Genomic DNA, 22,204 nt, shown 5'->3' on the forward strand with positions numbered 1-22,204 from the left:
TTCCTCAGCAGTTAGGATGCGCGACATGACGTCCGAGCCGGCCCTCGTTGAGCGGTGGCGCTCCCTGCTGAGCAGCTACAACGAGGTCGCCGGGCACCTGGAGCGAGCGCTGCAGGAGACCCACGGGCTCACCATGGGCGAGTTCGAGACCCTCGACCGGCTGATCACGGTGACGTGTGAGAAGCGCCGCATGCAGGAGCTCGCCGCGGACATGTACCTGAGCCAGAGCGCACTGTCCCGGACCGTGGCGCGCCTGGAGAAGGGCGGGCTCGTCCGCCGCAGCCTCTGCGAGGACGACCGCCGGGGGATCTTCGTCTCGGTGACCGAGGAGGGTCTCCAGCGGCACGCGGACGCCCGCGCCACCCACCGCGCGATCCTTGCCGAGCACCTCGGCACCTCAGCCCCGGCCGGCTGAGGCGGGCTCAGCCCGGATCACGCGCCCGTCGAGCGCTCCTGCCAGGTGCACAGGCAGACCTTGTTGCCCTGCGGGTCGGCCAGCACCCAGAAGCTCGGGGCGAACGCGTCACTGACCAGCGTCCCGCCCGCGGCGACGGCCGCCTCGATCCGCGGCTGGACCTGGGCCGGGTCCACCCACACGTCGGGGTGCCAGTGCTGCCGGGGCTCCTCGCTGCCGGACTGCTGCAACCACACGACGGGCAGCGCCCCGTACGGGTCCCGCAGCTCGTCCCCGGCCTGTTCCATCGCCAGCAAGGCACCCCAGAACGGCAGGACCGCGCCGAAGTCGGGGCTGTCCAGGGCCAGCTCCAGCCGGGAGACGCTCGCGCATTCCGTCGCGGTGCCGGCGTCGGCGGCGATGGTGGAGATCGTGCGGGCCAGCCGGAGGTCGCGCCCGGTCACCGCGCCGACGTCATGGCTGGTCAGCCGGACGTCGACGTGGGTGTAACGCAGGTCGAGATCAGGGTGGTGGTCCATCGCCTCCGCCGCCGCGCCGATAGCGTCGACGACGGCCAGCCCGGCCGCGAAGTCCCGGGTGCGGATCCTGGTCTGCAGCCCACCGAGCAGATAGACCCATCCGGCCGGAGCCTGGTCGGCGATCTGCTGTCCCGTCAGCTTGGTCATGCAGGCATGCTCGCACACCGGCAGCGCCGCGGCAGTCAGCTCCAGCCGGCGTCCCGGCAGGCCTTGGTCAGGGCGGTGGCGTCGGCCTTCCAGGCGGTGGTGCTCTCGTTGGCGCTGCGGCCCACGGCCAGGACCCGGTCGGCGATCGCCTCGTTGTCGCTGCCGGCGGCCGACTTGCTGACCTTGTCGGCCAGCGCCAGCCGGGCCGCCGCGGTGCGAGCCTCCGGGTAACCGTCGGCGAAGTCGGTGCACGCGCGCTCGGCCGGGGCGTCGAGCACGCCGCCGCCCTGCTCCTCGCCGGCCGACCGGCCCACCGCCAGCCCCACCAGGACCACCGCGAGCACCACTCCCGCGATGATGACCTGACGCTTGTTGAGACTCAGCTTCACAACACTCCACTCTGAACGTACGGGCCGGGAACCGGAAGGCAGATTATCCGCCGACCGGGTCCCGGCCCGTCAGGACGAGGGTGCGCGTGCGGGGGATCAGCCGGCGCGGTGCGGCAACTTCCAGCCCGGCCGCGCGAAGTGGCAGGTGTAACCGTTCGGGATGCGCTCGAGGTAGTCCTGGTGCTCGGGCTCGGCCTCCCAGAACGGACCGGCGGCGGTCACCTCGGTGACGACCTTGCCCGGCCACAGCCCCGACGCCTCGACGTCGGCGATCGTGTCCAGCGCGACGCGCTTCTGCTCGTCGTCGGTGTAGAAGATCGCCGACCGGTAGCTGAGCCCGATGTCGCCACCCTGGCGGTTCAGCGTGGTCGGGTCGTGGATCTGGAAGAAGAACTCCAGCAGCTCACGGTACGAGGTGACGGCCGGGTCGTAGACGATCTCGATCGCCTCGGCGTGGGTCCCGTGGTTGCGGTACGTCGCGTTCGGCACGTCGCCACCGGTGTAGCCGACCCGGGTGGAGATGATGCCCGGGCGCTTGCGGATCAGGTCCTGCATCCCCCAGAAACAGCCTCCGGCGAGTACGGCCTTCTCTGCGGTCATCGCGATACACCTCTTTCTCAGCGGCCTGCCCGACGGCGGCGGCCTGCCTGAAGAACCGTAGCTCGCGGTGACCCGATCAGGTGCGGTTGCCGCCGGTGGGCATAGCCACCCGGGCGGTGGGTACGTCAGAGAGCTGACGCGCTGGTCAGCACAGGTCGGCGTCGGACGCAGGATGGAGATGATCATGACCGATACACAGTCGCGCACTGTGTGGCCGGCGGAGGCGTCGACCGCGCAGCTCGTGAGCCAGATGACCGAGCAGGTGTCCACCCTCGTGCGGGACGAGCTGGCGCTCGCCCGCGTGGAGATGGTGGAGAAGGGCAAGCGCGCCGGGACCGGCGCCGGGCTGCTGGGCGGGGCCGGCGTGCTGGCCATGTACGGCGTGGGCGCCCTGCTCGTGACCATCGGAGCGGCCCTGGCGGTCGTGTGGCCGGCCTGGCTGGCGGCCCTCGTGGTCACCGTCGTGGTGTTCGCCCTCGCCGGCGTGGCCGCGCTGCTGGGCAAGAAGCAGGTCCAGCAGGCCGTACCGCCGGCGCCCACCGCCGCGGTCGACAGCAGCAAGCGGGACGTGGACGCGGTCAAGGCCGCCGTCCGGGACGGGAGGCACGGGTGAGCAGCGACACCACCACCCGGGCGAACGGCACGGCCCCGCAGGATCCGGCGCAGCTCAAGGCCGAGATCGCGCGTACCCGGGAAGACCTGGGCCAGACCGCCGCGGCCCTGGCCGCGAAGACCGACGTGAAGGCCCGCGTACGCGCCAAGGCCTCCGATGTCGCTGTCCGGACGACCGCTCTGGCGGGCACCGTCCGGGACCGCGCCGCGACGACGGTACGGCGCCCCGTGCCGGTAGCCGTGATCGCCGCGGTCGCCTCCGCGGCCATGGTGGCGCTGGTGCTGATCCGCCGCAGCCGCCGCTGACTTCGAGATGTGCTCGGTAGCCCGTCCCGGATCCGGGGCGGGCCACCGGCGTTAAGCGAACCGTTTTCCGGTTTCGCCAGATTTCCGCGCTGTTTCTTGGCGTAATGGGGCATGTGAAAAGACTGCCCACCCTGCTCAGTACGCTTGTCCTGACCATCGTGACGGCTTTCGCCCCGCCGGCCCCGGCCGCCGCGGTGACCCCGGCCGACGCGGCGCCCGCCTATCACGTGGTCCGTCCCGGCGAGACCATCAAGAGCATCGCCCGGGCCCACCGGCTGCGCCCGCGCGACCTGCGCGCCTGGAACGGCATCGTCAAGCCGAACCAGCCCCACCCGGACGGTGTGCTCAACCTCGCCCGGCCGGCCGCCGGGCGGCTCTCCGGCTGGCGCTCCACGATCGAGGCCGTGACGCCGGCCGCGGTCAACTGGGACCCGGCCAGGAAGTGCCCGGTACGCCCGGCCGACCTCCGCAAAGTCTGGGTCACCTACATCGACTTCTACGGCGTCCCGCACCAGGGCAGCATCGTCGTGCACCGCAGCATCGCCACCCGCACCCAGGGGGCGTTCCGGACGCTGTACCGGATGCGGTTCCGGATCCAGGGGATGAGCCCGATGACGCTCAACGCGCCCTACATCTCCGACATGAGCGCGGTCACCTCGGGCTACAACTGCCGGGTGGTCAGCGGGAGCAGGACCTGGTCACAGCACGCCTACGGCAAGGCCATCGACGTCAACCCGGTGCAGAACCCGATGGTCCGCGGCTCGTACGTCGACCCGGCCGCCGGTACCGACTTCCTGCGCCGCGACGTCTACCGCCGCGGCATGATGCACGCGACCGGCGCGGTCCGGGCCTTCACCGACCAGGGCTTCTACTGGGGCGGACGCTGGAAGAGCCTGAAGGACGACATGCACTTCAGCATGAACAACCGCTGATCAGGCCGGCCTGAGCAGGGCCACCAGGAAGTCCGCGCCGGGGGTGTACGGGCGCAGGTCCCAGGTGGCCAGCAGCAGGTCACCGACCAGTCCGGCGGCGACCGCGTCGGCGAGGAAGTCGTCGAACAGGTATCCCCGGTCGGCACCGAAGCCGATCGCCACCCGGCCGTTCGCGCTCAGGTGGGTGCGCATCCGCCGGAGGATCTCGCCGCGGGTGTCGGGGGCCACGAAGGTCATCACGTTGCCGGCGCAGACGATCACATTGAAGCGGTCCGGCAGTTCCAGCTCGGCCAGGTCACCGACCCGCCAGTCGGTGTCCGGATAGTCCTGCCGGGCGGCGGCGATGAGCTCCGGGTCCAGGTCGATGCCGGTCACCTGGTGACCGGCGGCGGCGAGCCGGCCGCCCACCCGGCCGGTGCCGCAGCCCGCGTCGAGGATGCGCGCGCCGCGCGGGACCATCGCGTCGATCAGGCGGGCCTCGCCGCCGAGGTCGGCGCCGTTGCTCGCCATGGTGCGGAAGCGTTCGACGTACCACTGCGAGTGGCCGGGGTTCGCCGCGATCTGCTGAAGCCAGAGGTTCTCCACGTCCACGAACACTGCCAGACGCAACGGGCCCGGTCTCGCGAAGAGACCGGGCCCACACTGATCCGGGACTCACCAGTTGCGGAAGTTGTCCTGGGTCTGCGCGTTGAACTCGTCCGTCAGGAAGTTACGGGCCGGGTTCGTCCGCCGGTCCTTGAGCTTCAGGACGTCGAGTCCCTTGACGATGTCATTCGAGACGATGTAGCCGTTGTACCAGTACGCGGACCACGAGCCGCCCAGCACGGGGCTGTCGGCCGAGAGCGGTCCACGCTCCCAGTAGGCGATCTCCTTGGGCTTGCGGGAGTTGGTGAAGTCCCAGACCGAGATGCCGCCCTGGTACCACGCCTGCACCATGATGTCGCGGCCCGGGACCGGGATCAGCGAGCCGTTGTGGGCGACGCAGTTCTCGTTCTCGGTGTTGGTCCGCGGGATCTTGAAGTAGCTGCGGAACTCCAGCTTGCGGTTCTTGCCCTTGCCGACGATGTCGTAGATCGCGTCGGCGCCCCGGGTCGGGCCGATCTCCGGGTTGCAGGTGGCCGCGCCGCCGCCGCCGAGCTCGTCGGTGAAGACGATCTTGGTGGCGCTGTTGTTGAAGGTGGCCGAGTGCCAGAACGCGAAGTTCACGGTGTCCCGGACACTGGTGATCACCTTCGGGGCGCTGCGCACGGAGATGTCGAACAGCACGCCGTCACCCATGCAGGCGCCGGCCGCGATGTCCTTCTCCGGGTACGCGGTGATGTCGTGGCAACCGGTCGTCGCGGACTGCCCCTCGGTGCCACCCGGGTAACCGCCGTCCGGGAACAGCACCGGGGTCGACACCACGGCCGCGGCGGTGGGGTTCTGCACCGGCACGCGCACGATCGAGATCTTGTCGTGCGGCAGCGGGCAGTTCGGCAGGTCCGCGCCGGCCAGGTTGTACGACGAGACGTACAGGTAGACCGAGTTGTCGCCGCTCTTGCCCGGAACCACCGTCTGGGTGTGCGAGCCGCAGTCCGTCTTGACCGACTTGATGTACTTCGGCGTCCGCGGGTCGCTGATGTCGAAGATCTTGATGCCCTCCCACCGCTCACCGGGCGCGGCGGTGGTGGAGCCGGTGTTGTCGCAGGAGTCGTTCGTCCGCTGCGAGTCGGTGCCCAGGAACAGCAGGTTGCCCTTGACCGAAACGTCGTTCTGCGCGCCGGGGCAGAGCACCTGCGCGGCGACGGTCGGCGACTCCGGGTCCTTGATGTCGTAGACGGTGAAGCCGTTGTAGTTACCGGCGTATGCAAAATCGTCCTGGAAGGCGAGGTCCGAGTTCGTGGAGTCGGCGAACGGGCCCGTCTTCGGCAGATTGGCGACCAGGTTGAGGTTGGGGGTGCTGGCGACCTCGTCGACACCGGGCGGGGTGCCCGGGTCGAGGGCGGGGGCCTGCGCGGCGCTGCTCGACGGCGCCGACAACAGTCCGATGAGGACTGCTGCGGCACTGACGCCCGCCAGGCGCTTGAGCTGCCGCCCTCGTGAGGCAGAGTGCTTCATGGAGCTCCTTCCGGCTGCTGGCGCACCGAGGGGCAGGATGTTCTCACGGTCGGTGCGCATTCACCTTCGTCGCTACAGTAGTGGCCGGACGGGGAACGCGGGGGACATTGTTATCCGGGCGAGAGGATCCGATGACTCGGCAGAGGACATTCATGCTGGTCAGCGCGGCTGCGGTGGTGCTGGCGGCCGGCGGAACGGCGCTGGCCGCGCAGGGCGGCGACGGCCGCTCGGCCGCCGCGCCGCGGCCTGCCGCGAGTTCCACGCCGCCGGTCCGGGTCGTGGTGCCCGGAAAGCCCGGCGAGTCGGCCCGGGTGACCGACTCGGATCAGGTACGCGCACCCGACGGCTCGACGTACAACTCGATCGATGTCGCATTCGTGCAGATGATGATCGTGCACCACACCCAGGCGATCGAGATGGCCGGCCTGGCTCCGCAACGCGCCGGTGGCACCGGGCTGCGCGCACTGGCCGCCCGGATCAGCGCCGCCCAGGGACCGGAGATCGCCTGGCTGAAGCGCTGGCTGAAGGAGCGCAACCTGCCCGAGAACGAGCCGGGGCACGACCACAGCACCATGCCGGGCATGCAGAGCCCGGCCGACCTGACGGCACTGGGCGCGGCCCGCGGCGCCGAGTTCGACCGCAAGTTCGTCGCCATGATGACCGCGCACCACAAGGGCGCGATCCAGATGGCCGGCGACCTGCTGGGCGGCGGCAGCGATGAACTGCTCCGCGAGACGGCCAACGAGATGGCCGTGGAGCAGGGCAGCGAGATCCGGCGGCTGGAGCAGCTCTGATGCTTGTTGCGTCAGTCACCTGATCGAGCACTGGAGATGCGTGCGCCCCCGGTTCACCGATAGGTTGTCCGGTGTGGATATGAGGAGCGTGGTGCGCCGTACGCGGCTGCCGCTCGTCGTCTCCCTGTTCCTGGCCGCGCTACTCGGTGCGCCGACCGCGGCCGGCCCGGTCACCGGCCCCCTGCCGGCGCCGGTCACCGCCGCGGCAGCAGCCCCGGCCGCTCCGGCGCCCGCGCCGCTCGTTCCCGAGGAGATCGTCACCGACCCGCCGGTCGCCGCCCAGGCACCGGCCGGGCCCGTCCGGCTCGCCACTCCCCTCCTGACCGACCAGGTCAGCACCGCGGCCACCGCGCCGCGGGGTCCGCCCGCCACCGCCTGAACGTCTCGTCACGCTCTCGGCGCAGTTCGAGGGTGCTCGATTACCGACCTCTCGCGGTGGACAAGGGATAGATCATGGACTTTGCTGTGGACATCATCGTCGGCAACAGCGGCCGGATGGCCGCCATCTGGCTCACGCTGATCCTGCTGGCCGTCGTCGCGCTCTTCGCGCTGGCCCTGCCCCGCGGCGTGCACCGCCCCCGGCAGATCTCCGCCTGGCTGGCCGCCAATGCGGCGCAGAAGCGCGCCGAGGCGGAGCGCCGGGCCGCGGAGGCCGCCGAGGCGATCCGGTACGCCGAGGAGATCGCCGTGGCGGCCCGGGGCGCGGCCAACACCGCCGAACGCCGCCGCGAGGAATGCCAGCGGGCCCAGGCCGCCGTCGAAGGCGCCTGGCAGGCCTACCAGCAGGCGGACGCGGGTCTGGCCCGGGCCCGCCGCGCCGCCGCGTACGGGGTGCCGCATGCCCCGATCACCGACGAGGAGCGCGCGGACCGGGCTCAGGCCCTGCGCCGTTCCGCCCAGGCCGCGTACCGCCGGGGCGACCTCTCCGACACCCAGCTGCTGGACGCCCTGACCCACCGCAACGGCTGGGACCCGGCGCTGCACCCGGTCGAGCAGGAGCTCATCCTGGCCCGGGCCGCCGTCACCCACCGCTTCAGCGCCTACCAGGACGCGCTCGACGCCGAGCAGGCCGCCTGGCAGGCCTCGGACGTCGCGACCGCCGCGGTGCGCAGCCTGCGTCAGGAGGTCGCCAGCGCGGAGGCCCTGGCCGAGGCGGCCCGGGCGGTCCTGCCGGAGAACGACCGTCCGGCCCGCAGCACCCGCCGCGTCCCCGCCACCGCCTGAGCAACGCCGCCCGAGCAGCGTCCCGTTCCGGCCTGCGCGGCGTCGAGCTGCCGCCTGAGCGGCGTCTCGGGTCCGGCGGGGGTCCTCAGGCCGCGCCGCCGTTGACGTAGATGGTCTGGCCGTTGATCCATCGGGCCGGGCCGGCGAGTGACGAGACCACCTCCGCGATGTCCTCCGGGCGCCCGAGCCGCTCCATCGGGTTCATCTTGGACATCCGCTCGACGGTCGCCTCGTCCTTGCCGTCCAGGAACAGCGCGGTCGCGGTCGGGCCCGGGGCCACCGCGTTGACGGTGATGTCACGGCCGCGCAGTTCCTTGGCCAGGATGGGGCTGATCGCCTCCACGGCCGCCTTGCTGGCCGCGTACGCCGCGTAGGTCGGCAGGTTGAGCCGGGTCACCGAGGTCGAGAAGTTGATGATCGCGCCACCGGGCCGGATCCGGCGGGCGGCCTGCTGGTCCACCACGAAGGTGCCGCGGATGTTGGTGCGGTGCACCCGGTCGAGCTCGTCGAGGTCCAGCTCCGCGATGGGTGCGAGCGGCATGACGCCGGCCGCGTTGACGACCACGTCGACGCCGCCGTACCGCTGCTCGGCCAGGTCGAAGGCCGCGCGGACGGCGGTCTCGTCGGCCACGTCGGCCCGGACCGCGGCCGCATTGCCGCCGGCGGCCTCGATGGCCGCCACCGCCTTCCCGGCCTCGGCCTCATTACCCGCGTAGACGATGACGACGCTCTGCCCGTCGGCGGCGAGGCGCTCGGCGACCGCGCGGCCGATGCCGCGGGACCCGCCGGTGACGATCGCGACCCGGGATTCGTTGCCGGTCATGATGACTCTCCTTGAGCTGGCTACGTCGATAACGCAATCATGTTCTCGTCGTTACGGTCAAGTTGCTAACGTTAGAGTGTTATCACCGCTACATGCCTCCGACCACCCGCGAACGGATCATCGAGGCAGCCGCCGCCCTGCTCACCGAGGGCGGCCGGGAAGCGGTGTCGACCCGCGCGGTCAGCGCGGCCGCCGGCGTCCAGGCACCCACCATCTACCGCAGCTTCGGTGACAAGCATGGCCTGCTGGACGCGGTCGCGAGCCACGGCTTCAGCACCTATCTGCGCAGCAAGGCCACCCTCGAGCGCAGCGACGACCCGGTCGACGACCTGCGCCGGGGCTGGGACCTGCACGTCGCTTTCGGCGTGGGGAACCCGGCGTACTACGCGCTGATCTACGGCGAGCCGCGGCCCGGCGCGCAGTCACCGGCCGCCCGCGAGGCGGCGGTGATCCTGGCCGGCCTGGTGCGCCGGATCGCGGAGGCCGGCCGCCTGCGGGTCAGCGAGGAACGCGCCGCGCACCTGGTCCACTCGGCCGGCGCGGGCGTGACCTTCCAGCTCAACAGCATGCTGCCGGAGCAGCGTGACCCGGCCCTGTCCACGCTGGCCCGCGAGTCGGTCATCGCCGCCGTGACGACGGACTCCCCCGCCGCGGGCCAGGACGGCGTGGCCGGGAACGCCATCGCCCTGCGGGCCGCGCTGCCGCAGCTCACCGGGCTGTCCGACGCGGAGCGGTCCCTGCTCGGCGAGTGGCTGGGCCGCATCACCGGCTAACGCAGGCGTACCCAGGCGCCGCTGGTGACCGACTGCGCCATCGCGTCCAGGGCCAGTGCGCTGTGCACGGCGTCGTCCAGGGTCGCGCCGTACGGCTTGTCCTCCGCGATCGACCGCAGGAAGTGGTAGGCCTCGATGACCTTCAGGTCGTCGTAGCCCATCGCGATGCCGGCGCCCGGCTGGAACGCCGCGTACTCGCCGGCTTCCGGCCCGACGTAGACGGTTCTGACCGGCAGGTCCTGGTAGCCGTCGCCGGCGCTGAGGCTCAGCTCGCCCATCCGGCGGAAGTCCCACGCCACCGCGCCGCGCGTGCCGTGCACCTCGAAGCCGTAGTTGTTCTGCTGACCCACGGCCACCCGGCTGGCCTCCAGCACCACGCGGGCGCCCGAGACGAGCCGCAGCTGGCTGGAGACGTAGTCCTCGTTCTCCACCGGGCCGAGCTCCCCGCCGGCGGCCCGGGTGTGCCCGGCGGTGGCGCCGGTCGGCCGGGCCCGCTCGGTCACGAACGTCGCGGTGTCCGCCACCAGCGCGTCGATGTCACCGAGCAGGTGCCGCACCAGGTCGACGCCGTGCGCGGCCAGATCGCCGAGCACGCCGCTGCCGCCCCGGGCCCGCTCGAAGCGCCAGCTCAGCGCGCCCTCGGGATGCGCGGCATAGTCGCTGAACAGCCGGAACCGGGCGTGCGTCACCGTGCCCAGCTCGCCCGCGGCGATCAGATCGCGGGCGGCGGCCACCGCCGGGGCGTTGCGGTAGTTGAAGCCGACGGCACCCTGGACCCCTGCCTCGCGAACCGCCGCGGCGACCGCCTGCGCGTCCGCGGCGTCGAGACCGACCGGCTTCTCGATCCAGATGTGCTTGCCGGCCCGCGCCAGCGCCACCCCGAGCTCGCGGTGCAGGAAGTTGGGCGCCGTGATGCTCACCGCCCGGATGCGCGGGTCGGTGGCCAGGTCGCGCCAGTCCAGGACGGCCGCGGCGAAGCCGTACTGCTCGGCGGCCCCGGCGGCCCGGCCGGGCACCTCGTCGGCCACCGCGACCAGCTCCGGCCGGACCCCGAGCTGCGGGAAATGGTGCGGAACCCGCAGGTAGGACTGGGTGTGCACCCGGCCCATCCAGCCGAAACCGGCGACGGCGACCCCGAGGGCTTCTCGACTCATCCGGCCAGTCTGCCCCAGCTCCGGCGCCCCGCTAGTGCAGAAGCTGACCGACCTCCAGCCGGCCGGGCTGGATGACGTCGGCGTAGGTGCCGAAGCAGGCCGCCCGGCCGAGACCGGGAACCTGGATGCGGTAGTGCCGGGCCAGGCTGCTCAGCACGGACTTGTCGGCCGGCAGCTCGCCCTGGCCCAGGCCGGGGATGACGCAGCGCGGGGTGGGCAGGTCGATCCGCAGCACCACGTCGCCCAGGCGCAGCTCCTCGCCGGGCTCCGGGTCCCGCGGCAGATCGAGGATCAGATTCGGGCGGAAGCGGGCCGCCGGCACCGCTGCGCCGGCACGCTCGCTGAGCTCGGCCAGGGCACCGGTGGTCACGATGTGCAGGGCCCCGTAGTCGGCGAACCGGCCGAGCCGCTCCACCCCGCCGACCGGGCTGACCGTCTCCTCGCCGGGCAGGCTGCCGGCCATCCACTCCGGGACCATGCCGGCGTCGTCGGGCAGGACCCGGTGCAGGTGCGGATCGGCCGGCGCAGTCCGGCTGAGCCGTACCGGCCGGCCCAGGTGGGCGGTCAGGGCCGCGTCGGCCGCCTCGCTGCCCGCTCGTACGGTGGCCGCGCCGACCCGCAAGGTCAGCTCGTCCTCGTGCAGGGACGTGCCGATCTCGAGGAGCCGGCCCCAGCGACGCGGGTGCTTGGCGCTGCCGACCATCCCGTCCCCGCCGTCCACGCAGGCCCAGATCCGGTCGCCGGACAGGCCGGTGCGGTCCACGTCGGCCGCGTCGAGGGACTCGCCCAGCGCGCTCTTGAGGGGATAGCGCCGGAGCGCGACGATTTTCGGCATGCCCTGGATCCTATTTGTCCTCAGGCCGGTCGGGTGATGGCGCCGGACCGGCTCGGCACCTCCTCACGCCGGCCGAGGACCCGGACGGCGACGATGATGATCGGCACCAGGACCAGGTGACAGAGGGTCAGCGTCACCTTGCTGGTGGTGTCGAGGTCCGTGGGCAGCGTCATGGCGACGATCGTGGCGACGGCCAGCACCGGACCGGCGATCAGCGCGGTACGGACCACCCAGGCACCGAAGCGGGACAGCAGCGCCACCGCCACGAGCCCGGCCAGCAACGGCAGGGCGCTGAAGGCCGCCACGGTGACGCCGTCCACCTCGGCCGGGCCGGAGGGCGAGGTGAAGCGGAAGGTGCCGCCGGCTGCCCGGCCGATGCCGTACAGGATCAGGTTGGCCAGCACCGCCGCGCCGACGGCGGCCGCGATGACCAGCAGCCGCCTAGGCATCCGCCGGTTCCGTCCCGCGGACCAGGAAGGCCTCGATGCGGTCGAAGGCTCCGGCCCACACCTCGGTGACGAAGAAGTCGCGGACCTCGGGCACCGGGAAACCGCTCTGCACGACGGTCATCAGGGTGCCGTCACCGGCCGCCTCGAAGGTGATCTCGATCCGGGTGCTCATGGTCATGCCGTCCGGGCCGGTGCCGGTGGACTCGGTGACCAGCCGGTGCGGCCGGTCGATCTCGACGAACGTCTGCGTCTCCCGGAACAGGGTGTCACGGTCGGGACCCCACACCGCGGTCTGCTGACCGCCGACCCGCAGGTCCACCTCGATCTCCACGATGCCGGGCTGCTCGTCGAGGATGCTGAACCAGATCTTCTGCTGCTCGGCGTCGGTGTAGGCGTCGAAGACCTGGGCCGGGGTGGCCGGGAGCTGCCGGGTCATGCGCATGTCGATAGTCACGATGCGTTTCCTTCCGTGCCGTTGCGGAGGGTGAAATAGGCGTCCAGGCCGTCCAGCTTGCGGGCCCAGAGCCGCTGGTAGAAGGCGATCCACGCCAGGGCGTCGTCCAGTGGCGCCGGGCCGAGGCGGCATTGCCGCGACCGCCCCACCTTCTCGGTGACGACGAGGCCCGCGTCCTCGAGCACCTGGACGTGCTTCTTCATGCCGGTCAGGGTCATCCCGACCGGCTCCGCCAGCTCGCCGATGGTCGCCGGACCCTCGCCGAGCCGGACCAGGATCCGGCGGCGCTGCTGGTCGGCGAGCGACGCGAACACCCGGTCGAGAACCTCTTGCTGAACCATGTGGTTCACCTTACGACACTGAACCACTCAGTTCAACAACACTCGGCGGATTGGCGGCCCCGCTCGCGGGTACCCGGCGCCCATGCGATTCGGAAACGTCGAGGTTCGGCCGCTCGGTGGCGGCATGGGCTGCCTGTTCATGGTCCTGGGTTCGATTCTGCTGTCGGTGCTGTGCACCCTCGGCGCGAATCTGTTCGCGCGCTGAAAGGGCGGGCGACCCCCGTGGCCGCCCGCCCTCCGCTCAGCCCGCCCTCACCAGGTGGTGGGAGCCGGCGGCGCGACCACCGGCGGACGGTCGTCGCAGGTGATCGTGTTCGGCAGCTCCCAGGGAGCCAGCCACGGGCCGGTCGTGCCGCCGCCGTCGTTGCCGCCGAGGTCCGTCACGGTGAACTCCGAGCCGGTCGGCTTGAAGCCGAACGAGCCGCAGTTGTTGATACCGACGGCACCGACGTTGCGGGCATCGACGTTGGCGAACGAGGCCGAGCCGGCCACCCGGGCACTGAGCACCGACGTGCCGGTGCCGTCAACCCGGATGTCCTGGAAGGCGACCCCGTTGATCGAGTAGAGGTCCTTCACTCCCCAGTCGCTGACCAGCATGATCGCGTTGTAGGTGCTGTCCAGGTAGTGGTCGCCGGTCACCCGGATACGCGCGTCGATGCTCTTGTCCAGGGCGTAGAACCAGATCGCGCCGAGACCGATCTTCCAGTTGAGCTCGAACGTGCCCGCCCGTACCACTGTGTTGTTCTTGATCGTCAGCTCGCCGGCGAACGGCTCGGCGCCGAACCGCGAGCCCACGTGGATGCCGCTGCCCTCCCGGACCGGGTCGGCGATCAGGTTGTCCGACACGGTGTTGCCGGTGCCGCCGTAGATGGCGATGCCGTTGGCCAGCGTCGGCGTCTGCACGGTGTTGTGGTCGAAGGTGTTGCCCGCGTTCGCCGTCTTCTCCGACCACATGGCCAGGCCGTCGTCGCCGGTGTTACGGATGAAGTTGTTGCGCACCACCGCATTCGTGACCCCGGTGTGGAAGTTGAGGGCATCGGCGATCTGGTCGACGATCACGTTGCCGGTGACCCGCAGGTTGCGCATCGGGCCGTCGAACCACATGCCGACCTTGGTGTGCCGGATGAACAGGCCCTCGATGCTGGAGTCGCTGAGCGCCCCGCCGATCCCGTTCACCTGGTCGGTGTCGATGCGCTCGCGGACGTCACCCTCGATCGTGAAGCCCTTGAGGTGCACGTTGCGGCTGCCCCCGTCGGCGGCGTCCTTGCCGTAGAACCCGACGCCGGTGTGCACCGAGCCGTCCGGGGCGGGCTCGGCCAGCGTGACCTGCCGGCCCTTGATGATCGTGTACCAGCTGCCGGCGCCCTCGATCGTCACGTCGTCGACGATGACGTGCCGGTTCACCTGGAACGTGCCCGGCGGCACGTAGACCTCGACCCGGGCCCGCTTGGCGAAGGCGATCGCCCTGTCGAAGGCCGCGGCCGAGTCGCGCCGCCCGGTCGGGTCGGCCCCGAAGAGCAGCACGTTGGCCGCGACCAGGTCGACGTGCGGGCGGGCGACGAGCTGCGAGTCGAGCAGGTCAATGACCGTCCACGCGGCGCCGGCGGAGGCGGTGAGCCGGATCCGGTCACCCGCGCGGTAGGTGCGGCCGAGCAGCATCCGCTGCTCGTCGAAGAAGTGCATCGGCCGGAACGGCTTTACGATCTCGGGCGTGGGCGTGGTGGCCGACGGTACGCAGCCGCACTCGGTGATCCACCAGTCGGGGTGCAGTAGGTCCGCGGTCGGGTCGTTGCTGAACGGGTACTGGTTGTAGAGGTACGCATACTGCGAGGTCAGCGTCATCGTGCCGGCCCGCTTGCCGTTGACCGCGACCTTCAGGGGTGCGGTGATCCCGCCGCCGGTGGGAGCGTCGGGGATGCTGTAGCGCACCGTGATCGCGTTGGCCGCGGCGGGCAGGACGAACTCGACGTACTGCCCCGGGGTCAGCTTGACGGCCGTACGCCCGGAGGCCTCACCGGCCACGGTGTAGGCGGCGCGGTCGGGGCCGATCCGGGAGCCGGTGAAGGTGGCGTTCTCCGCCTCCTGCTCGGCGAAGTCCACTGTCGCGCCGCGGCCGGCGACGAGGGCGGGGTCGAGGCCGGCGCGGGTCACGACGGGGGCAGCCGGGGCGGCATCTGCGGGGACGCCCGCGCCGAAGACCAGTCCCAGCCCGACCAGGGAGGCGGTAGCCAGGACGGGCCACCTCGCATTCACAGACATCGAGGAGCTCATTTCTCTCGGGGAGCGCCCTGACCTTAGGTCGACTGTGACGAACTCCACAAGGGCCTGTCGACTAATTTCGTGTTTCTGCTCGCTTCTTTCAGAGGGTCTCTACCAGGACCACGAACTTGCCGACGGCGACGCCCGCTTCCATGTCCGTGTGCGCCTGGACGATCTGGTCGAACCGGTAGGTGCGATCCAGCGGCACGACGGCCTCCCCCGCGGCGACCGCGTCGAGGAAGTCCTGGAGAACGGCCGGCGGCAGATCGTCGGCGTCGCCCCCGTAACCGGTCAGCCGGACGCCGCGCGGCAGGTAGCCGATGGGATAGAAGTCCGGCACGGTCCAGACGTTGGACAGCATCCCGGCCATGCAGACGACACCGAACTTGCGGGTGGACCGCAGCGTGTCGGGCAGGGTGGGGGTGCCGACCAGCTCCAGGGCGTTGTCGACACCCTCGGGCAGGATCGCCCGCACCTGCGCGGCCACGTCACCGTCGTCGATGAGCACGTGGTCGACCCCGATGGCCCGCAGCGCGTCCGCCTTGGCGGGGTTGCGGGTGGTGGAGAGCACGGTCAGGCCGCGGCGCTTCGCGAGGATCGCGGCGGCCATGCCCACCGACGAGGTGCCACCCCGCACGAGCAGCGACTGGCCCGGCCGGGCGTCGAGGCCGTCGGTCAGCGCACCGTACGCGGTCTGCAGCATCTCCGGCACCGCGCCCAGCGTGGCCCAGTCCAGGTCGCTGCGGAAGGCGATCACCTGCGCCGCCGGGACGCAGGTGAACTGGGCATAACCACCGTCGAAGGTGCGGCCCATCCCGCCCATCATCGCGAAGACCTGCTGCCCCACGGCGAACTCGCCACCGGGTGCCGCGGCGACCACACCGGTGGCTTCGATGCCGGGAACCCGCGGGAAGGTGACGCCGTCGGCGAGCCCGAGCCGGGTGTGCAGCTCGGAACGGTTCAGCCCGAAAGCCTTCACCCGGATCAGCACCTGCCCCGGCCGCGGCACCGGAATGGGCAGCTGACGGAGGCGCAGCGCCTCGGGCGGACCCGGCGCGTCCAGTACGATCGCTTCCATAGAATTAGATTCCATGGAAGCAATGTAGTCCGGCCGGACCGGGAAGACCCGGTGGCCTTGCGCACACTCCGCTCACCGCATGTCGGCCGCCAGGTTGACCCGCAGGTGGGCGTCGACCCACGCCTCGACGGCCGCGTCACCGGGGTCCGGCCCGAGCCGCCCGGCCAGGGCTTCGACGGTCTCGGCGACCCGGCGCAACCCGGCCTTGCGCAGCCGTCCCGCCGCTGCGCGCAGCCGGCCCGGCACGGTGGCCGACGCGTGCTGAAGACCGCCGTGCGCCAGCTCGGCGAGCAGCGCCGCGGCCTCCGCCAGGGCCAGCCCGATCGCATCCGTGGTCGGAGCCGCAGCGTCGTCGGGTTCGGCGCCGCGGCCGGCCTCGGCGAGATCCGGAACCACCACGGCACCGTCGACGGCGAAGCCGATCGGATCGATCACCACGCCACCACCGCCCCGGCGGACACTCCCGGCCACGTAACGGAGCTCGCCGCGCAGGGCGGCGGCCATGCTGTCGAGGCGGCCGGGAGCGCAGGAGGCGTGGGTGGCGGACACCACGGCAGTGACCCCGGCGGCGTCCGCGATGACGGCATCGAGGCGCTGGGCGCCGGGTGCGTAGGTGACCGAGTGCACCTCGGCGACCGGGATCACCCGTACCAGCTCAGCCTCGACCCGGGCCCGGACCGGACGCGGCGGCAGCGCGTCGAGCTCCCCGGCCAGCGCGGCCAGATCGTCCGCGATCAGCGCCCGGGGCAGGTCCTGCCAGGAACCCCGGGACGTCATCGCCTCGGTGCGGCTCAACCGCCGGGTGCCGAGACGAACGGCCCGGCTCGCGCTGCGAGCGGCGGACTCGGTGACCACGGCCCCGCCGGCCAGGGCACCGATGCTGACCCCGGCCACCCGCCGGGCGGCCAGCACCGGCCCGGCGTCCCCGGTCTCGTAGGAACGGCGCAACACGAGCACGGTGGCACTGTCGGCATGGGCGAGGAAGACCTCGATCATCCGCTCGCCACCGGCCGCGGAGACCCGGGCCCCGAGACCGTCGAGCCGGGCCCGGCGCAGCGGCGTCTCGGAAGCCTCATCGGTGCCGAGCACACGCGACCGCAACGTGCGGCGTCCGGCTCCGGAACTGGTCACGGCGCGGTGCCGGGCATGCAGCTCGGCCACGTGTTCGGCCAGCGCCTCGGGGCGGTAGCGGGCACTCCGGTCCCGGTAGGCCGCCAGCTGCGCGACAAGGTCGTCGACCACGAGAAGTGGCCAGCGCATCCGGGCGGCCTCCAGCGAACGACGCACCGCGGTCACCTCGGCCGCGACGCCCGATCCGATGTGGACGGCTCCTTCGCGCAGCACCACGCTCGCGAGGGCGACGGCCGCGTCCAGGGCGGGGGCACCGGCTCCGGCTGCGGTGCCGCCGACCTGCACCTGCGCGTCGGGCTCGCCGGGGAAGGAAACGTCGGCTTCCCGGAAGGCCCAGACGGCGAGGGCCAGGACGTCATCGCGCACTCCGGCGACCGCGTCGGTCCGGGCAAAACCCAGATCACCGGGTACGAGAAAGCGCACGGTGGCGGTCGGCAACTCCACGCTGGGCACCGGATCCCCGGGCCGGGCGCGGTGCACCCGCGCGACGTATCCGGTGCGCTCGACCCGGCGGGCGGCGGCGACCATGCGCTGACCGATCCGGGCGACGAGTTGGTCATCGGTGAACTCGCCCGGTGACCACCCGGCCGCCGCCGGTGCGCCGGTGGCGGGCTGGCTGGTCGGAGCCGGCCGTGCTGCCACCTTGCCATCGCCGGGACTCGGCTGGATCGAGACATCCGGATGCCCAGCTGCTGGCCCACCCGAGAGATCCGGATGGCGGCCGACCAGCGCCGCCGCGGAATCCGGCTGACCGCCAACCGCCTCCGCCGCGGAATCCGGCTGGCCGCCGACCGGCACCTCAGCGGAATCCGGCTGACCGCCGGCCGCCTCCGCCGCGGCATCCGGGCGACCGTCAGCCCGAGCCACCGGAGGGTTCGGCCGACCAGCCGCCGGAGCCGTCCCGGGATCCGGGTGGTCGGCGGTCGGCTTCGACGAGACGTCCGGCCCGCGGGAGTCGGGATGACCGTCCGGATGGCCGGGTGTAGGGCGCGCGGTCTCGCCGGGGAGGCTCAGATAGGTCAAAACCAGGCCGACGATGTGCCGGCAGACGCCCGGAGCGCCGCAGCTGCATCGACCCTGGTCGAGACCCCCTACCGGCAGGGCGGTGGTCACGCCGTCGTCGTAGGTGGCGTGGACCGTCGCTTCGGCGTCCTCGGTGACTGCCGGGGCCGACCTCTCGATCTCGCGGGTCGCCCGCTTGACCAGGCCGCGGTTCGTCAGCTCCGCCAGCGTCGCGGGCGTCAACGCCCGCAGGTCCGCCCTCACGCCGGCCTCCCCTCGGCGGCGGCGGTACGTTCATCCGCCCGGTCGGCGCTCATCGGCCCACCTGCTCGGCGACGAATGCCGCCAGCTGGCCCGGCGTCATGGCGCCCACCGAAGCTCCCACGTCGGCCAGGCGTTGCGCCGTGTCGCGGTCGTAGCTGGGGTTGGCGTCCTGGTCCAGCGCGGCCAGGCCCAGGACCTTGGTGCCCTGCTCGACCAGTTCCCGGACCGTACGGATCAGCAGCGCCGGCGACCCGCCCTCGTAGAAGTCGGTGATCAGCACGACGATCGCCCGGCGGGGCTGGTCGATCAGGCCGGCGCCGTAGCGGACCGCCCGGCCGATGTCGGTGCCCCCGCCGAGCTGGACCTTCATCAGCAGCTCAACCGGGTCGTCGACCTCGCTGGTCAGGTCGACCACGTCGGTGTCGAAGGCGACCAGGTGGGTCCGGACACCCGGCAGGCCCCACAGGCAGGCGGCCGTCACCGCGGAGTGGATGACCGAGTCGACCATCGAACCGGACTGGTCGACGAGCAGGATCACCTGCCACTGCTCGACGTGCTTGCGGGTGCGGGAGAAGAAGTGCGGTGTCTCGATGAACAGGCGTCGCTGGTCCGGCCGGTAGTGGCCGAGGTTGGCGCGGATGGTCCGGGTCATGTCGAAGTCCCGGGCCTGCTTCCACCGGCTCGGCCGCCGGGCCCGGGTGCCGGTGAACGCCGCCCGCACCTCGGTGGCCATCTTCGCCATCAGGTCGCGCACGACGGCTTCGACGATGCGCCGGGCCAGCCGCAGCACCTCGGGGTTCATCAGGTGCTTGGTCTGCAGGACGGCCTTGAGCAGCGCCGGGTTCGGCTCGATCCGTTCCAGCACAGCCGGATCCGTGACGATGTCGTTGATCTCGTAGCGCTCGATGGCGTCGCGCTGCAGCCGTTCCACGGTTTCCCGCGGGAAGAGGCGGCTGATGTCGTTGAGCCAGTCCACTGTGGTCAGCGAGGACGGCCCGTCACCGCCGGCCCGGCCGTCGCCGCGTCGCACGTCGCGTTTCTCGAGGTCGGCGTCGCGGCCGTAGAGCCAGTCCAGCGCCGCGTCGCGGGCAAGACCGTCCGCGCCCAGCGGCCCCATCGACGCGGCGGGCGCGCCGAGCACGAGCCGCCACCGTTCCAGGTCCGGATCAGTCATGCGTTCCCACCCGTCAGTCCCTCGCGGCGCAGTACGGCGTCGACCCGGTCGTCCAGCAGCATCCCGGCGGCGACCAGCTCCGGATCGGTGACCCCGCGCAACAGACCGCGCCCGGTGCCGCCGAGGCCACGCCGCTCCAGCAGCCGGCCGGCGATGATCTCCCGCTCGCGCGGCGGGAAGAACTCGAACGCCTGCCGCAGTCCCGGCACCGCGACGAGGAAGTCGTCAGCCGCCATCCCGGACAGCAGCTCGTCGAGCAGCCCGATCACCGCCGGGGTGTGCAGTACTTCCTCCCGAGCGAGGGCGAACAGACCGGCCAGCCAATCACCCGCCGACTCAGGATGGAAGGCACCCCGCACCGCACGCATCGGATCCGGCCGACCGAGCCCGGACTCCGCCTCGCGAACCGCCGCCGCCGCCGATACAGAATCCAGCGGAGCACCCGCGGACTCAAGCGAAGCACCCACCGACTCCGGCGCATCGCCCTCGAACTCAAGCGGAGCACTCGCGGACTCGGGCGGATCGCCCGCCGGGGGTGGTGGTTGCAGGGCCCAGCGCAGACCGAAAGCCGCGCCGCGCAGATCAGGCGGTGCGTCGCCGTCGGCCGCGAGCCGGGCCGCCACCTCCAGCGCGGCCGTCAAGTCCAGCGAGAGCTGCGGACGGCCGTACCGCAACGCGTCACGGCAGGCCGCCAGCGCGCCGATCCGGCCCAGGTCAGCGGCCGCGGACCGGCCCTGCACCCCCTCGGCCAGCCACAGGATCCGGCGCACCGCCGCGACGATGACCACCGCGAGCGTCGCACTGTGCGCGGTGCCCAGAATGCGGTCGTGCCGCCACATGGTGAGGACCACCGCGAGCATCCGGCCGAGTGCTCCGAGGTCCGCCGCCGCCGCGACGGTGGTCTCGATGGCGGTCAGCGTCTGCTCGGACACGTCGGCCGTGCCCGACAGTGCCGCGTCGAACAGCACGCCTGCGAGCAGGTCCACGTCCCGGCCGGCCCGGGTGGCGCGTTCGGCCAGGACGGCCGCGCACGCGTCGGCGAGGGTGGCGCCGTACGCGCCGGCCTCGATGAACGTGGTGAGCCGTTCCGGGCTGGGGCGCAGAGTCCAGCGTTCCTTCAGCACCGGGTCGAGACCCGTGGCCGGCCCGGAGTCGCGGCGGAATCCCGGCACCGCCAGCACCCTGACCCGGTGCAGCACCTGGCTGCGGGCCCGGTCGGCCGCGACGGTCAGATCCAGCTCCAGGTCGTCCGGGCCGTCCAGGCCGAGGCGTTCCAGCTCGGCGTTGACGTGGTGCACCAGCGGCGGCGCGGGCGTGTCGGGGTGCAGGCGGCCGACGCGCGTACCGCTGAGCGCGGCGACCATCTCGACCACGACCGGATGGCTGCCGGTCCGCAGGGTGCCCCGGGCCGCCCACGGCAAGGGTACGTCCAGCGCCTCGCTCACCAGCGCGGACGCCAGCCCGTCGAGCACGTCCGTCCGGGCCGGATGCCGATGTCCTCGTACGGCGGCCAGCCCCTCCGCCGTGACCCGGGCCGCGATGAGGTCCGCTGTGGACACCGGCTGCTTGCGTTCGCGCAGCCGTCCCGCCACGGACTCGGTCAGGTGTCGCGCCGCCGCCTGCGGCCCCGACTCCCACAGCTCCTGGTAGTAGCCGGGCGACGGCATCCCGCTCTGGTAGCCGTCGAAGGCGTCCAGCCGGCGGAACGAGTACGGCACCAGGAAACTCCCGCCCACCGCGTCCGGCGGCAGCGTCGGCACCTCGGGCCACCCCGCTGCCGCCGAGTCGCCCGCGGCGGCCGGCGCCGACACCAGCGCGGGCCGGTGGAACCCGCCGGTCACCACCACGACCGGCCGCTCCCCCGCCTCGGCGGCCGCGGCCCGCACCCACTGGGCCATGTACGCCTCACGTGCGGTGTCCGACTCCCCGGCCGCCGACTCCCCGCGTACCAGATCGAAGTAGACCGCGAGCCGTTCCGCCAGCTCGTCGTCGGCGGCGATCTCGAACAGGTGGTCCCACAGCACGTCCACGTTGTCGACGCCGAAGCTGCCGCACAGCCGCTGCATCACGTCGGCGTAGCGCAGCTCGGCGTCGGCATAGCGGTTGCTGAGCCCGGCGAACGCCGGATGCCAGGCGGGCAGGTCGATGAACTTCAGCTCGGCACCGACCGCCCGGCCGTGGGTGAGCGCCACCCATTCCGGCGAGTACGCGCAGAACGGCGCCCACGACCCGTGCCGCCGCTCGCCGTCGCGGTAGCTGCTGAACACCGCGACCGGCAGTTCGTGGCCGAGCAGCAGCTCCCCGATCCGCTCGTTGAGATCCGCCGGCCCCTCGATCAGCACGTACGCGGGCCGCAGCGCGTCGATCGTGGCGGCGACCAGCCGGGCGCACGCCGGACTGTGGTGGCGGACCCCGATGAACGTGACCGTCACG

Annotated in this window: 25 protein-coding genes; 9 read left to right on the plus strand and 16 right to left on the minus strand. The window is 72.1% G+C overall.

All coding sequences use genetic code 11. The features are described 5' to 3' along the window. Positions 1-25: 25 nt before the first annotated feature. Positions 26-415 carry a MarR family winged helix-turn-helix transcriptional regulator gene (locus tag Aau02nite_RS06930; protein WP_212987457.1) on the plus strand — a complete coding sequence of 130 codons (390 nt, stop codon included), beginning with the start codon at positions 26-28 and terminating at the stop codon, positions 413-415. 17 nt (positions 416-432) lie between these two features. Here Aau02nite_RS06930 and Aau02nite_RS06935 read toward each other — a convergent pair whose 3' ends face one another. The 3 genes from Aau02nite_RS06935 to msrA all read right to left on the minus strand — a co-directional run bounded on the left by Aau02nite_RS06935 (position 433) and on the right by msrA (position 2,069). Next, complete coding sequence (locus Aau02nite_RS06935) at positions 433-1,080, minus strand: 4a-hydroxytetrahydrobiopterin dehydratase (RefSeq protein WP_212987458.1); 648 nt, start codon at positions 1,078-1,080, stop codon at positions 433-435. 35 nt (positions 1,081-1,115) lie between these two features. Further along, positions 1,116-1,469, minus strand: coding sequence for a hypothetical protein (locus Aau02nite_RS06940; RefSeq protein WP_212987459.1), 354 nt, complete (start codon positions 1,467-1,469; stop codon positions 1,116-1,118). A 96-nt stretch (positions 1,470-1,565) separates the two neighbouring features. Beyond that, positions 1,566-2,069, minus strand: coding sequence for a peptide-methionine (S)-S-oxide reductase MsrA (gene msrA / locus Aau02nite_RS06945; RefSeq protein WP_212987460.1), 504 nt, complete (start codon positions 2,067-2,069; stop codon positions 1,566-1,568). Between the two features lie 184 nt (positions 2,070-2,253). On the opposite strand from msrA, the gene Aau02nite_RS06950 reads away from it, so the two are divergent. The 3 genes from Aau02nite_RS06950 (at position 2,254) to Aau02nite_RS06960 (ending at position 3,919) form a co-directional block, all read left to right on the plus strand. Next, on the plus strand, positions 2,254-2,682 hold the full coding sequence (locus Aau02nite_RS06950) for a phage holin family protein (protein ID WP_212987461.1): 429 nt from the start codon (positions 2,254-2,256) through the stop codon (positions 2,680-2,682). Beyond that, entirely contained in the window at positions 2,679-2,987 is a 309-nt protein-coding gene (locus Aau02nite_RS06955; protein WP_212987462.1) for a DUF3618 domain-containing protein, read from the plus strand. The genes Aau02nite_RS06950 and Aau02nite_RS06955 overlap by 4 nt, the downstream gene beginning before the upstream one ends. A 158-nt stretch (positions 2,988-3,145) precedes the next feature. Next, complete coding sequence (locus Aau02nite_RS06960; RefSeq protein ID WP_246594952.1) at positions 3,146-3,919, plus strand: M15 family metallopeptidase; 774 nt, start codon at positions 3,146-3,148, stop codon at positions 3,917-3,919. On the opposite strand, the gene Aau02nite_RS06965 is transcribed toward Aau02nite_RS06960, so the two are convergent. Together Aau02nite_RS06965 and Aau02nite_RS06970 are read right to left on the minus strand one after the other, a co-directional pair. Continuing rightward, positions 3,920-4,429: a class I SAM-dependent methyltransferase gene (locus Aau02nite_RS06965; protein WP_212987510.1), complete on the minus strand. Its 510-nt coding sequence runs from the start codon at positions 4,427-4,429 to the stop codon at positions 3,920-3,922. 144 nt (positions 4,430-4,573) lie between these two features. Further along, complete coding sequence (locus tag Aau02nite_RS06970) at positions 4,574-6,016, minus strand: LVIVD repeat-containing protein (RefSeq protein ID WP_212987464.1); 1,443 nt, start codon at positions 6,014-6,016, stop codon at positions 4,574-4,576. Positions 6,017-6,168: 152 nt separating this feature from the next. Here Aau02nite_RS06970 and Aau02nite_RS06975 point away from each other — a divergent pair, with 152 nt between their 5' ends. The 3 genes from Aau02nite_RS06975 to Aau02nite_RS06985 all read left to right on the plus strand — a co-directional run bounded on the left by Aau02nite_RS06975 (position 6,169) and on the right by Aau02nite_RS06985 (position 8,034). Further along, complete coding sequence (locus Aau02nite_RS06975; RefSeq protein WP_246594953.1) at positions 6,169-6,810, plus strand: DUF305 domain-containing protein; 642 nt, start codon at positions 6,169-6,171, stop codon at positions 6,808-6,810. A 73-nt stretch (positions 6,811-6,883) separates the two neighbouring features. Beyond that, positions 6,884-7,189, plus strand: a complete 306-nt coding sequence (locus Aau02nite_RS06980) for a hypothetical protein (protein ID WP_212987466.1) — start codon at positions 6,884-6,886, stop codon at positions 7,187-7,189. A gap of 74 nt (positions 7,190-7,263) precedes the next feature. Beyond that, on the plus strand, positions 7,264-8,034 hold the full coding sequence (locus Aau02nite_RS06985) for a hypothetical protein (RefSeq protein ID WP_212987467.1): 771 nt from the start codon (positions 7,264-7,266) through the stop codon (positions 8,032-8,034). An 85-nt stretch (positions 8,035-8,119) separates the two neighbouring features. Here Aau02nite_RS06985 and Aau02nite_RS06990 read toward each other — a convergent pair whose 3' ends face one another. Beyond that, complete coding sequence (locus Aau02nite_RS06990) at positions 8,120-8,857, minus strand: SDR family oxidoreductase (protein ID WP_212987468.1); 738 nt, start codon at positions 8,855-8,857, stop codon at positions 8,120-8,122. Between the two features lie 92 nt (positions 8,858-8,949). On the opposite strand from Aau02nite_RS06990, the gene Aau02nite_RS06995 reads away from it, so the two are divergent. Further along, on the plus strand, positions 8,950-9,630 hold the full coding sequence (locus tag Aau02nite_RS06995) for a TetR/AcrR family transcriptional regulator (RefSeq protein WP_212987469.1): 681 nt from the start codon (positions 8,950-8,952) through the stop codon (positions 9,628-9,630). Here Aau02nite_RS06995 and Aau02nite_RS07000 read toward each other — a convergent pair. The 5 genes from Aau02nite_RS07000 to Aau02nite_RS07020 are packed head-to-tail and all read right to left on the minus strand — an operon-like array spanning position 9,627 to position 12,863. Beyond that, the gene (locus tag Aau02nite_RS07000) at positions 9,627-10,784 is read right to left on the minus strand and encodes a Gfo/Idh/MocA family protein (RefSeq protein WP_212987470.1); all 1,158 of its coding nucleotides are present in this window, start codon (positions 10,782-10,784) and stop codon (positions 9,627-9,629) included. The genes Aau02nite_RS06995 and Aau02nite_RS07000 overlap by 4 nt on opposite strands. A gap of 31 nt (positions 10,785-10,815) precedes the next feature. After that, positions 10,816-11,619: an MOSC domain-containing protein gene (locus Aau02nite_RS07005; protein ID WP_212987471.1), complete on the minus strand. Its 804-nt coding sequence runs from the start codon at positions 11,617-11,619 to the stop codon at positions 10,816-10,818. Between the two features lie 20 nt (positions 11,620-11,639). Further along, positions 11,640-12,068 (minus strand): DUF6069 family protein, encoded by a 429-nt coding sequence (locus Aau02nite_RS07010; RefSeq protein ID WP_246594954.1) that lies wholly within the window; start codon positions 12,066-12,068, stop codon positions 11,640-11,642. Continuing rightward, positions 12,061-12,522 (minus strand): SRPBCC family protein, encoded by a 462-nt coding sequence (locus Aau02nite_RS07015; protein WP_212987472.1) that lies wholly within the window; start codon positions 12,520-12,522, stop codon positions 12,061-12,063. The genes Aau02nite_RS07010 and Aau02nite_RS07015 overlap by 8 nt, the downstream gene beginning before the upstream one ends. Next, entirely contained in the window at positions 12,519-12,863 is a 345-nt protein-coding gene (locus Aau02nite_RS07020; RefSeq protein ID WP_212987473.1) for an ArsR/SmtB family transcription factor, read from the minus strand. The genes Aau02nite_RS07015 and Aau02nite_RS07020 overlap by 4 nt, the downstream gene beginning before the upstream one ends. A gap of 82 nt (positions 12,864-12,945) precedes the next feature. On the opposite strand from Aau02nite_RS07020, the gene Aau02nite_RS47270 reads away from it, so the two are divergent. Beyond that, entirely contained in the window at positions 12,946-13,068 is a 123-nt protein-coding gene (locus tag Aau02nite_RS47270) for a hypothetical protein (RefSeq protein ID WP_281420962.1), read from the plus strand. 47 nt (positions 13,069-13,115) lie between these two features. Here the strand turns inward: Aau02nite_RS47270 and Aau02nite_RS07025 are convergent, their stop codons facing one another. The 5 genes from Aau02nite_RS07025 to Aau02nite_RS07045 all read right to left on the minus strand — a co-directional run bounded on the left by Aau02nite_RS07025 (position 13,116) and on the right by Aau02nite_RS07045 (position 22,203). After that, positions 13,116-15,122, minus strand: coding sequence for a glycosyl hydrolase family 28-related protein (locus Aau02nite_RS07025; protein WP_212987474.1), 2,007 nt, complete (start codon positions 15,120-15,122; stop codon positions 13,116-13,118). Positions 15,123-15,222: 100 nt separating this feature from the next. After that, positions 15,223-16,200, minus strand: a complete 978-nt coding sequence (locus tag Aau02nite_RS07030) for a zinc-binding alcohol dehydrogenase family protein (RefSeq protein ID WP_212987475.1) — start codon at positions 16,198-16,200, stop codon at positions 15,223-15,225. A gap of 72 nt (positions 16,201-16,272) precedes the next feature. Continuing rightward, positions 16,273-18,597, minus strand: coding sequence for a YehQ family protein (locus tag Aau02nite_RS07035; RefSeq protein ID WP_212987476.1), 2,325 nt, complete (start codon positions 18,595-18,597; stop codon positions 16,273-16,275). A gap of 49 nt (positions 18,598-18,646) precedes the next feature. Continuing rightward, positions 18,647-19,771, minus strand: a complete 1,125-nt coding sequence (locus Aau02nite_RS07040) for a VWA domain-containing protein (protein ID WP_212987477.1) — start codon at positions 19,769-19,771, stop codon at positions 18,647-18,649. Continuing rightward, positions 19,768-22,203 (minus strand): DUF5682 family protein, encoded by a 2,436-nt coding sequence (locus tag Aau02nite_RS07045; protein ID WP_212987478.1) that lies wholly within the window; start codon positions 22,201-22,203, stop codon positions 19,768-19,770. The genes Aau02nite_RS07040 and Aau02nite_RS07045 overlap by 4 nt, the downstream gene beginning before the upstream one ends. Between the last annotated feature and the right edge of the window lies 1 nt (position 22,204).

Source organism: Actinoplanes auranticolor, from assembly GCF_018332655.1.
Taxonomy (GTDB): domain Bacteria; phylum Actinomycetota; class Actinomycetes; order Mycobacteriales; family Micromonosporaceae; genus Actinoplanes; species Actinoplanes auranticolor.

Bases quoted from the DNA above. Each gene is read 5' to 3' on its own strand.
- Aau02nite_RS06930 (WP_212987457.1), top strand. From the start codon at position 26: ATGACGTCCGAGCCGGCCCTCGTTGAGCGGTGGCGCTCCCTGCTGAGC.
- Aau02nite_RS06935 (WP_212987458.1), bottom strand. From the start codon at position 1,080: ATGACCAAGCTGACGGGACAGCAGATCGCCGACCAGGCTCCGGCCGGA.
- msrA (WP_212987460.1), bottom strand. From the start codon at position 2,069: ATGACCGCAGAGAAGGCCGTACTCGCCGGAGGCTGTTTCTGGGGGATG.
- Aau02nite_RS06950 (WP_212987461.1), top strand. From the start codon at position 2,254: ATGACCGATACACAGTCGCGCACTGTGTGGCCGGCGGAGGCGTCGACC.
- Aau02nite_RS06965 (WP_212987510.1), bottom strand. From the start codon at position 4,429: ATGGCGAGCAACGGCGCCGACCTCGGCGGCGAGGCCCGCCTGATCGAC.
- Aau02nite_RS06970 (WP_212987464.1), bottom strand. From the start codon at position 6,016: ATGAAGCACTCTGCCTCACGAGGGCGGCAGCTCAAGCGCCTGGCGGGC.
- Aau02nite_RS06975 (WP_246594953.1), top strand. From the start codon at position 6,169: ATGCTGGTCAGCGCGGCTGCGGTGGTGCTGGCGGCCGGCGGAACGGCG.
- Aau02nite_RS06985 (WP_212987467.1), top strand. From the start codon at position 7,264: ATGGACTTTGCTGTGGACATCATCGTCGGCAACAGCGGCCGGATGGCC.
- Aau02nite_RS06990 (WP_212987468.1), bottom strand. From the start codon at position 8,857: ATGACCGGCAACGAATCCCGGGTCGCGATCGTCACCGGCGGGTCCCGC.
- Aau02nite_RS06995 (WP_212987469.1), top strand. From the start codon at position 8,950: ATGCCTCCGACCACCCGCGAACGGATCATCGAGGCAGCCGCCGCCCTG.
- Aau02nite_RS07000 (WP_212987470.1), bottom strand. From the start codon at position 10,784: ATGAGTCGAGAAGCCCTCGGGGTCGCCGTCGCCGGTTTCGGCTGGATG.
- Aau02nite_RS07005 (WP_212987471.1), bottom strand. From the start codon at position 11,619: ATGCCGAAAATCGTCGCGCTCCGGCGCTATCCCCTCAAGAGCGCGCTG.
- Aau02nite_RS07010 (WP_246594954.1), bottom strand. From the start codon at position 12,068: ATGCCTAGGCGGCTGCTGGTCATCGCGGCCGCCGTCGGCGCGGCGGTG.
- Aau02nite_RS07020 (WP_212987473.1), bottom strand. From the start codon at position 12,863: ATGGTTCAGCAAGAGGTTCTCGACCGGGTGTTCGCGTCGCTCGCCGAC.
- Aau02nite_RS47270 (WP_281420962.1), top strand. From the start codon at position 12,946: ATGCGATTCGGAAACGTCGAGGTTCGGCCGCTCGGTGGCGGCATGGGC.
- Aau02nite_RS07025 (WP_212987474.1), bottom strand. From the start codon at position 15,122: ATGTCTGTGAATGCGAGGTGGCCCGTCCTGGCTACCGCCTCCCTGGTC.
- Aau02nite_RS07030 (WP_212987475.1), bottom strand. From the start codon at position 16,200: ATGGAAGCGATCGTACTGGACGCGCCGGGTCCGCCCGAGGCGCTGCGC.
- Aau02nite_RS07040 (WP_212987477.1), bottom strand. From the start codon at position 19,771: ATGACTGATCCGGACCTGGAACGGTGGCGGCTCGTGCTCGGCGCGCCC.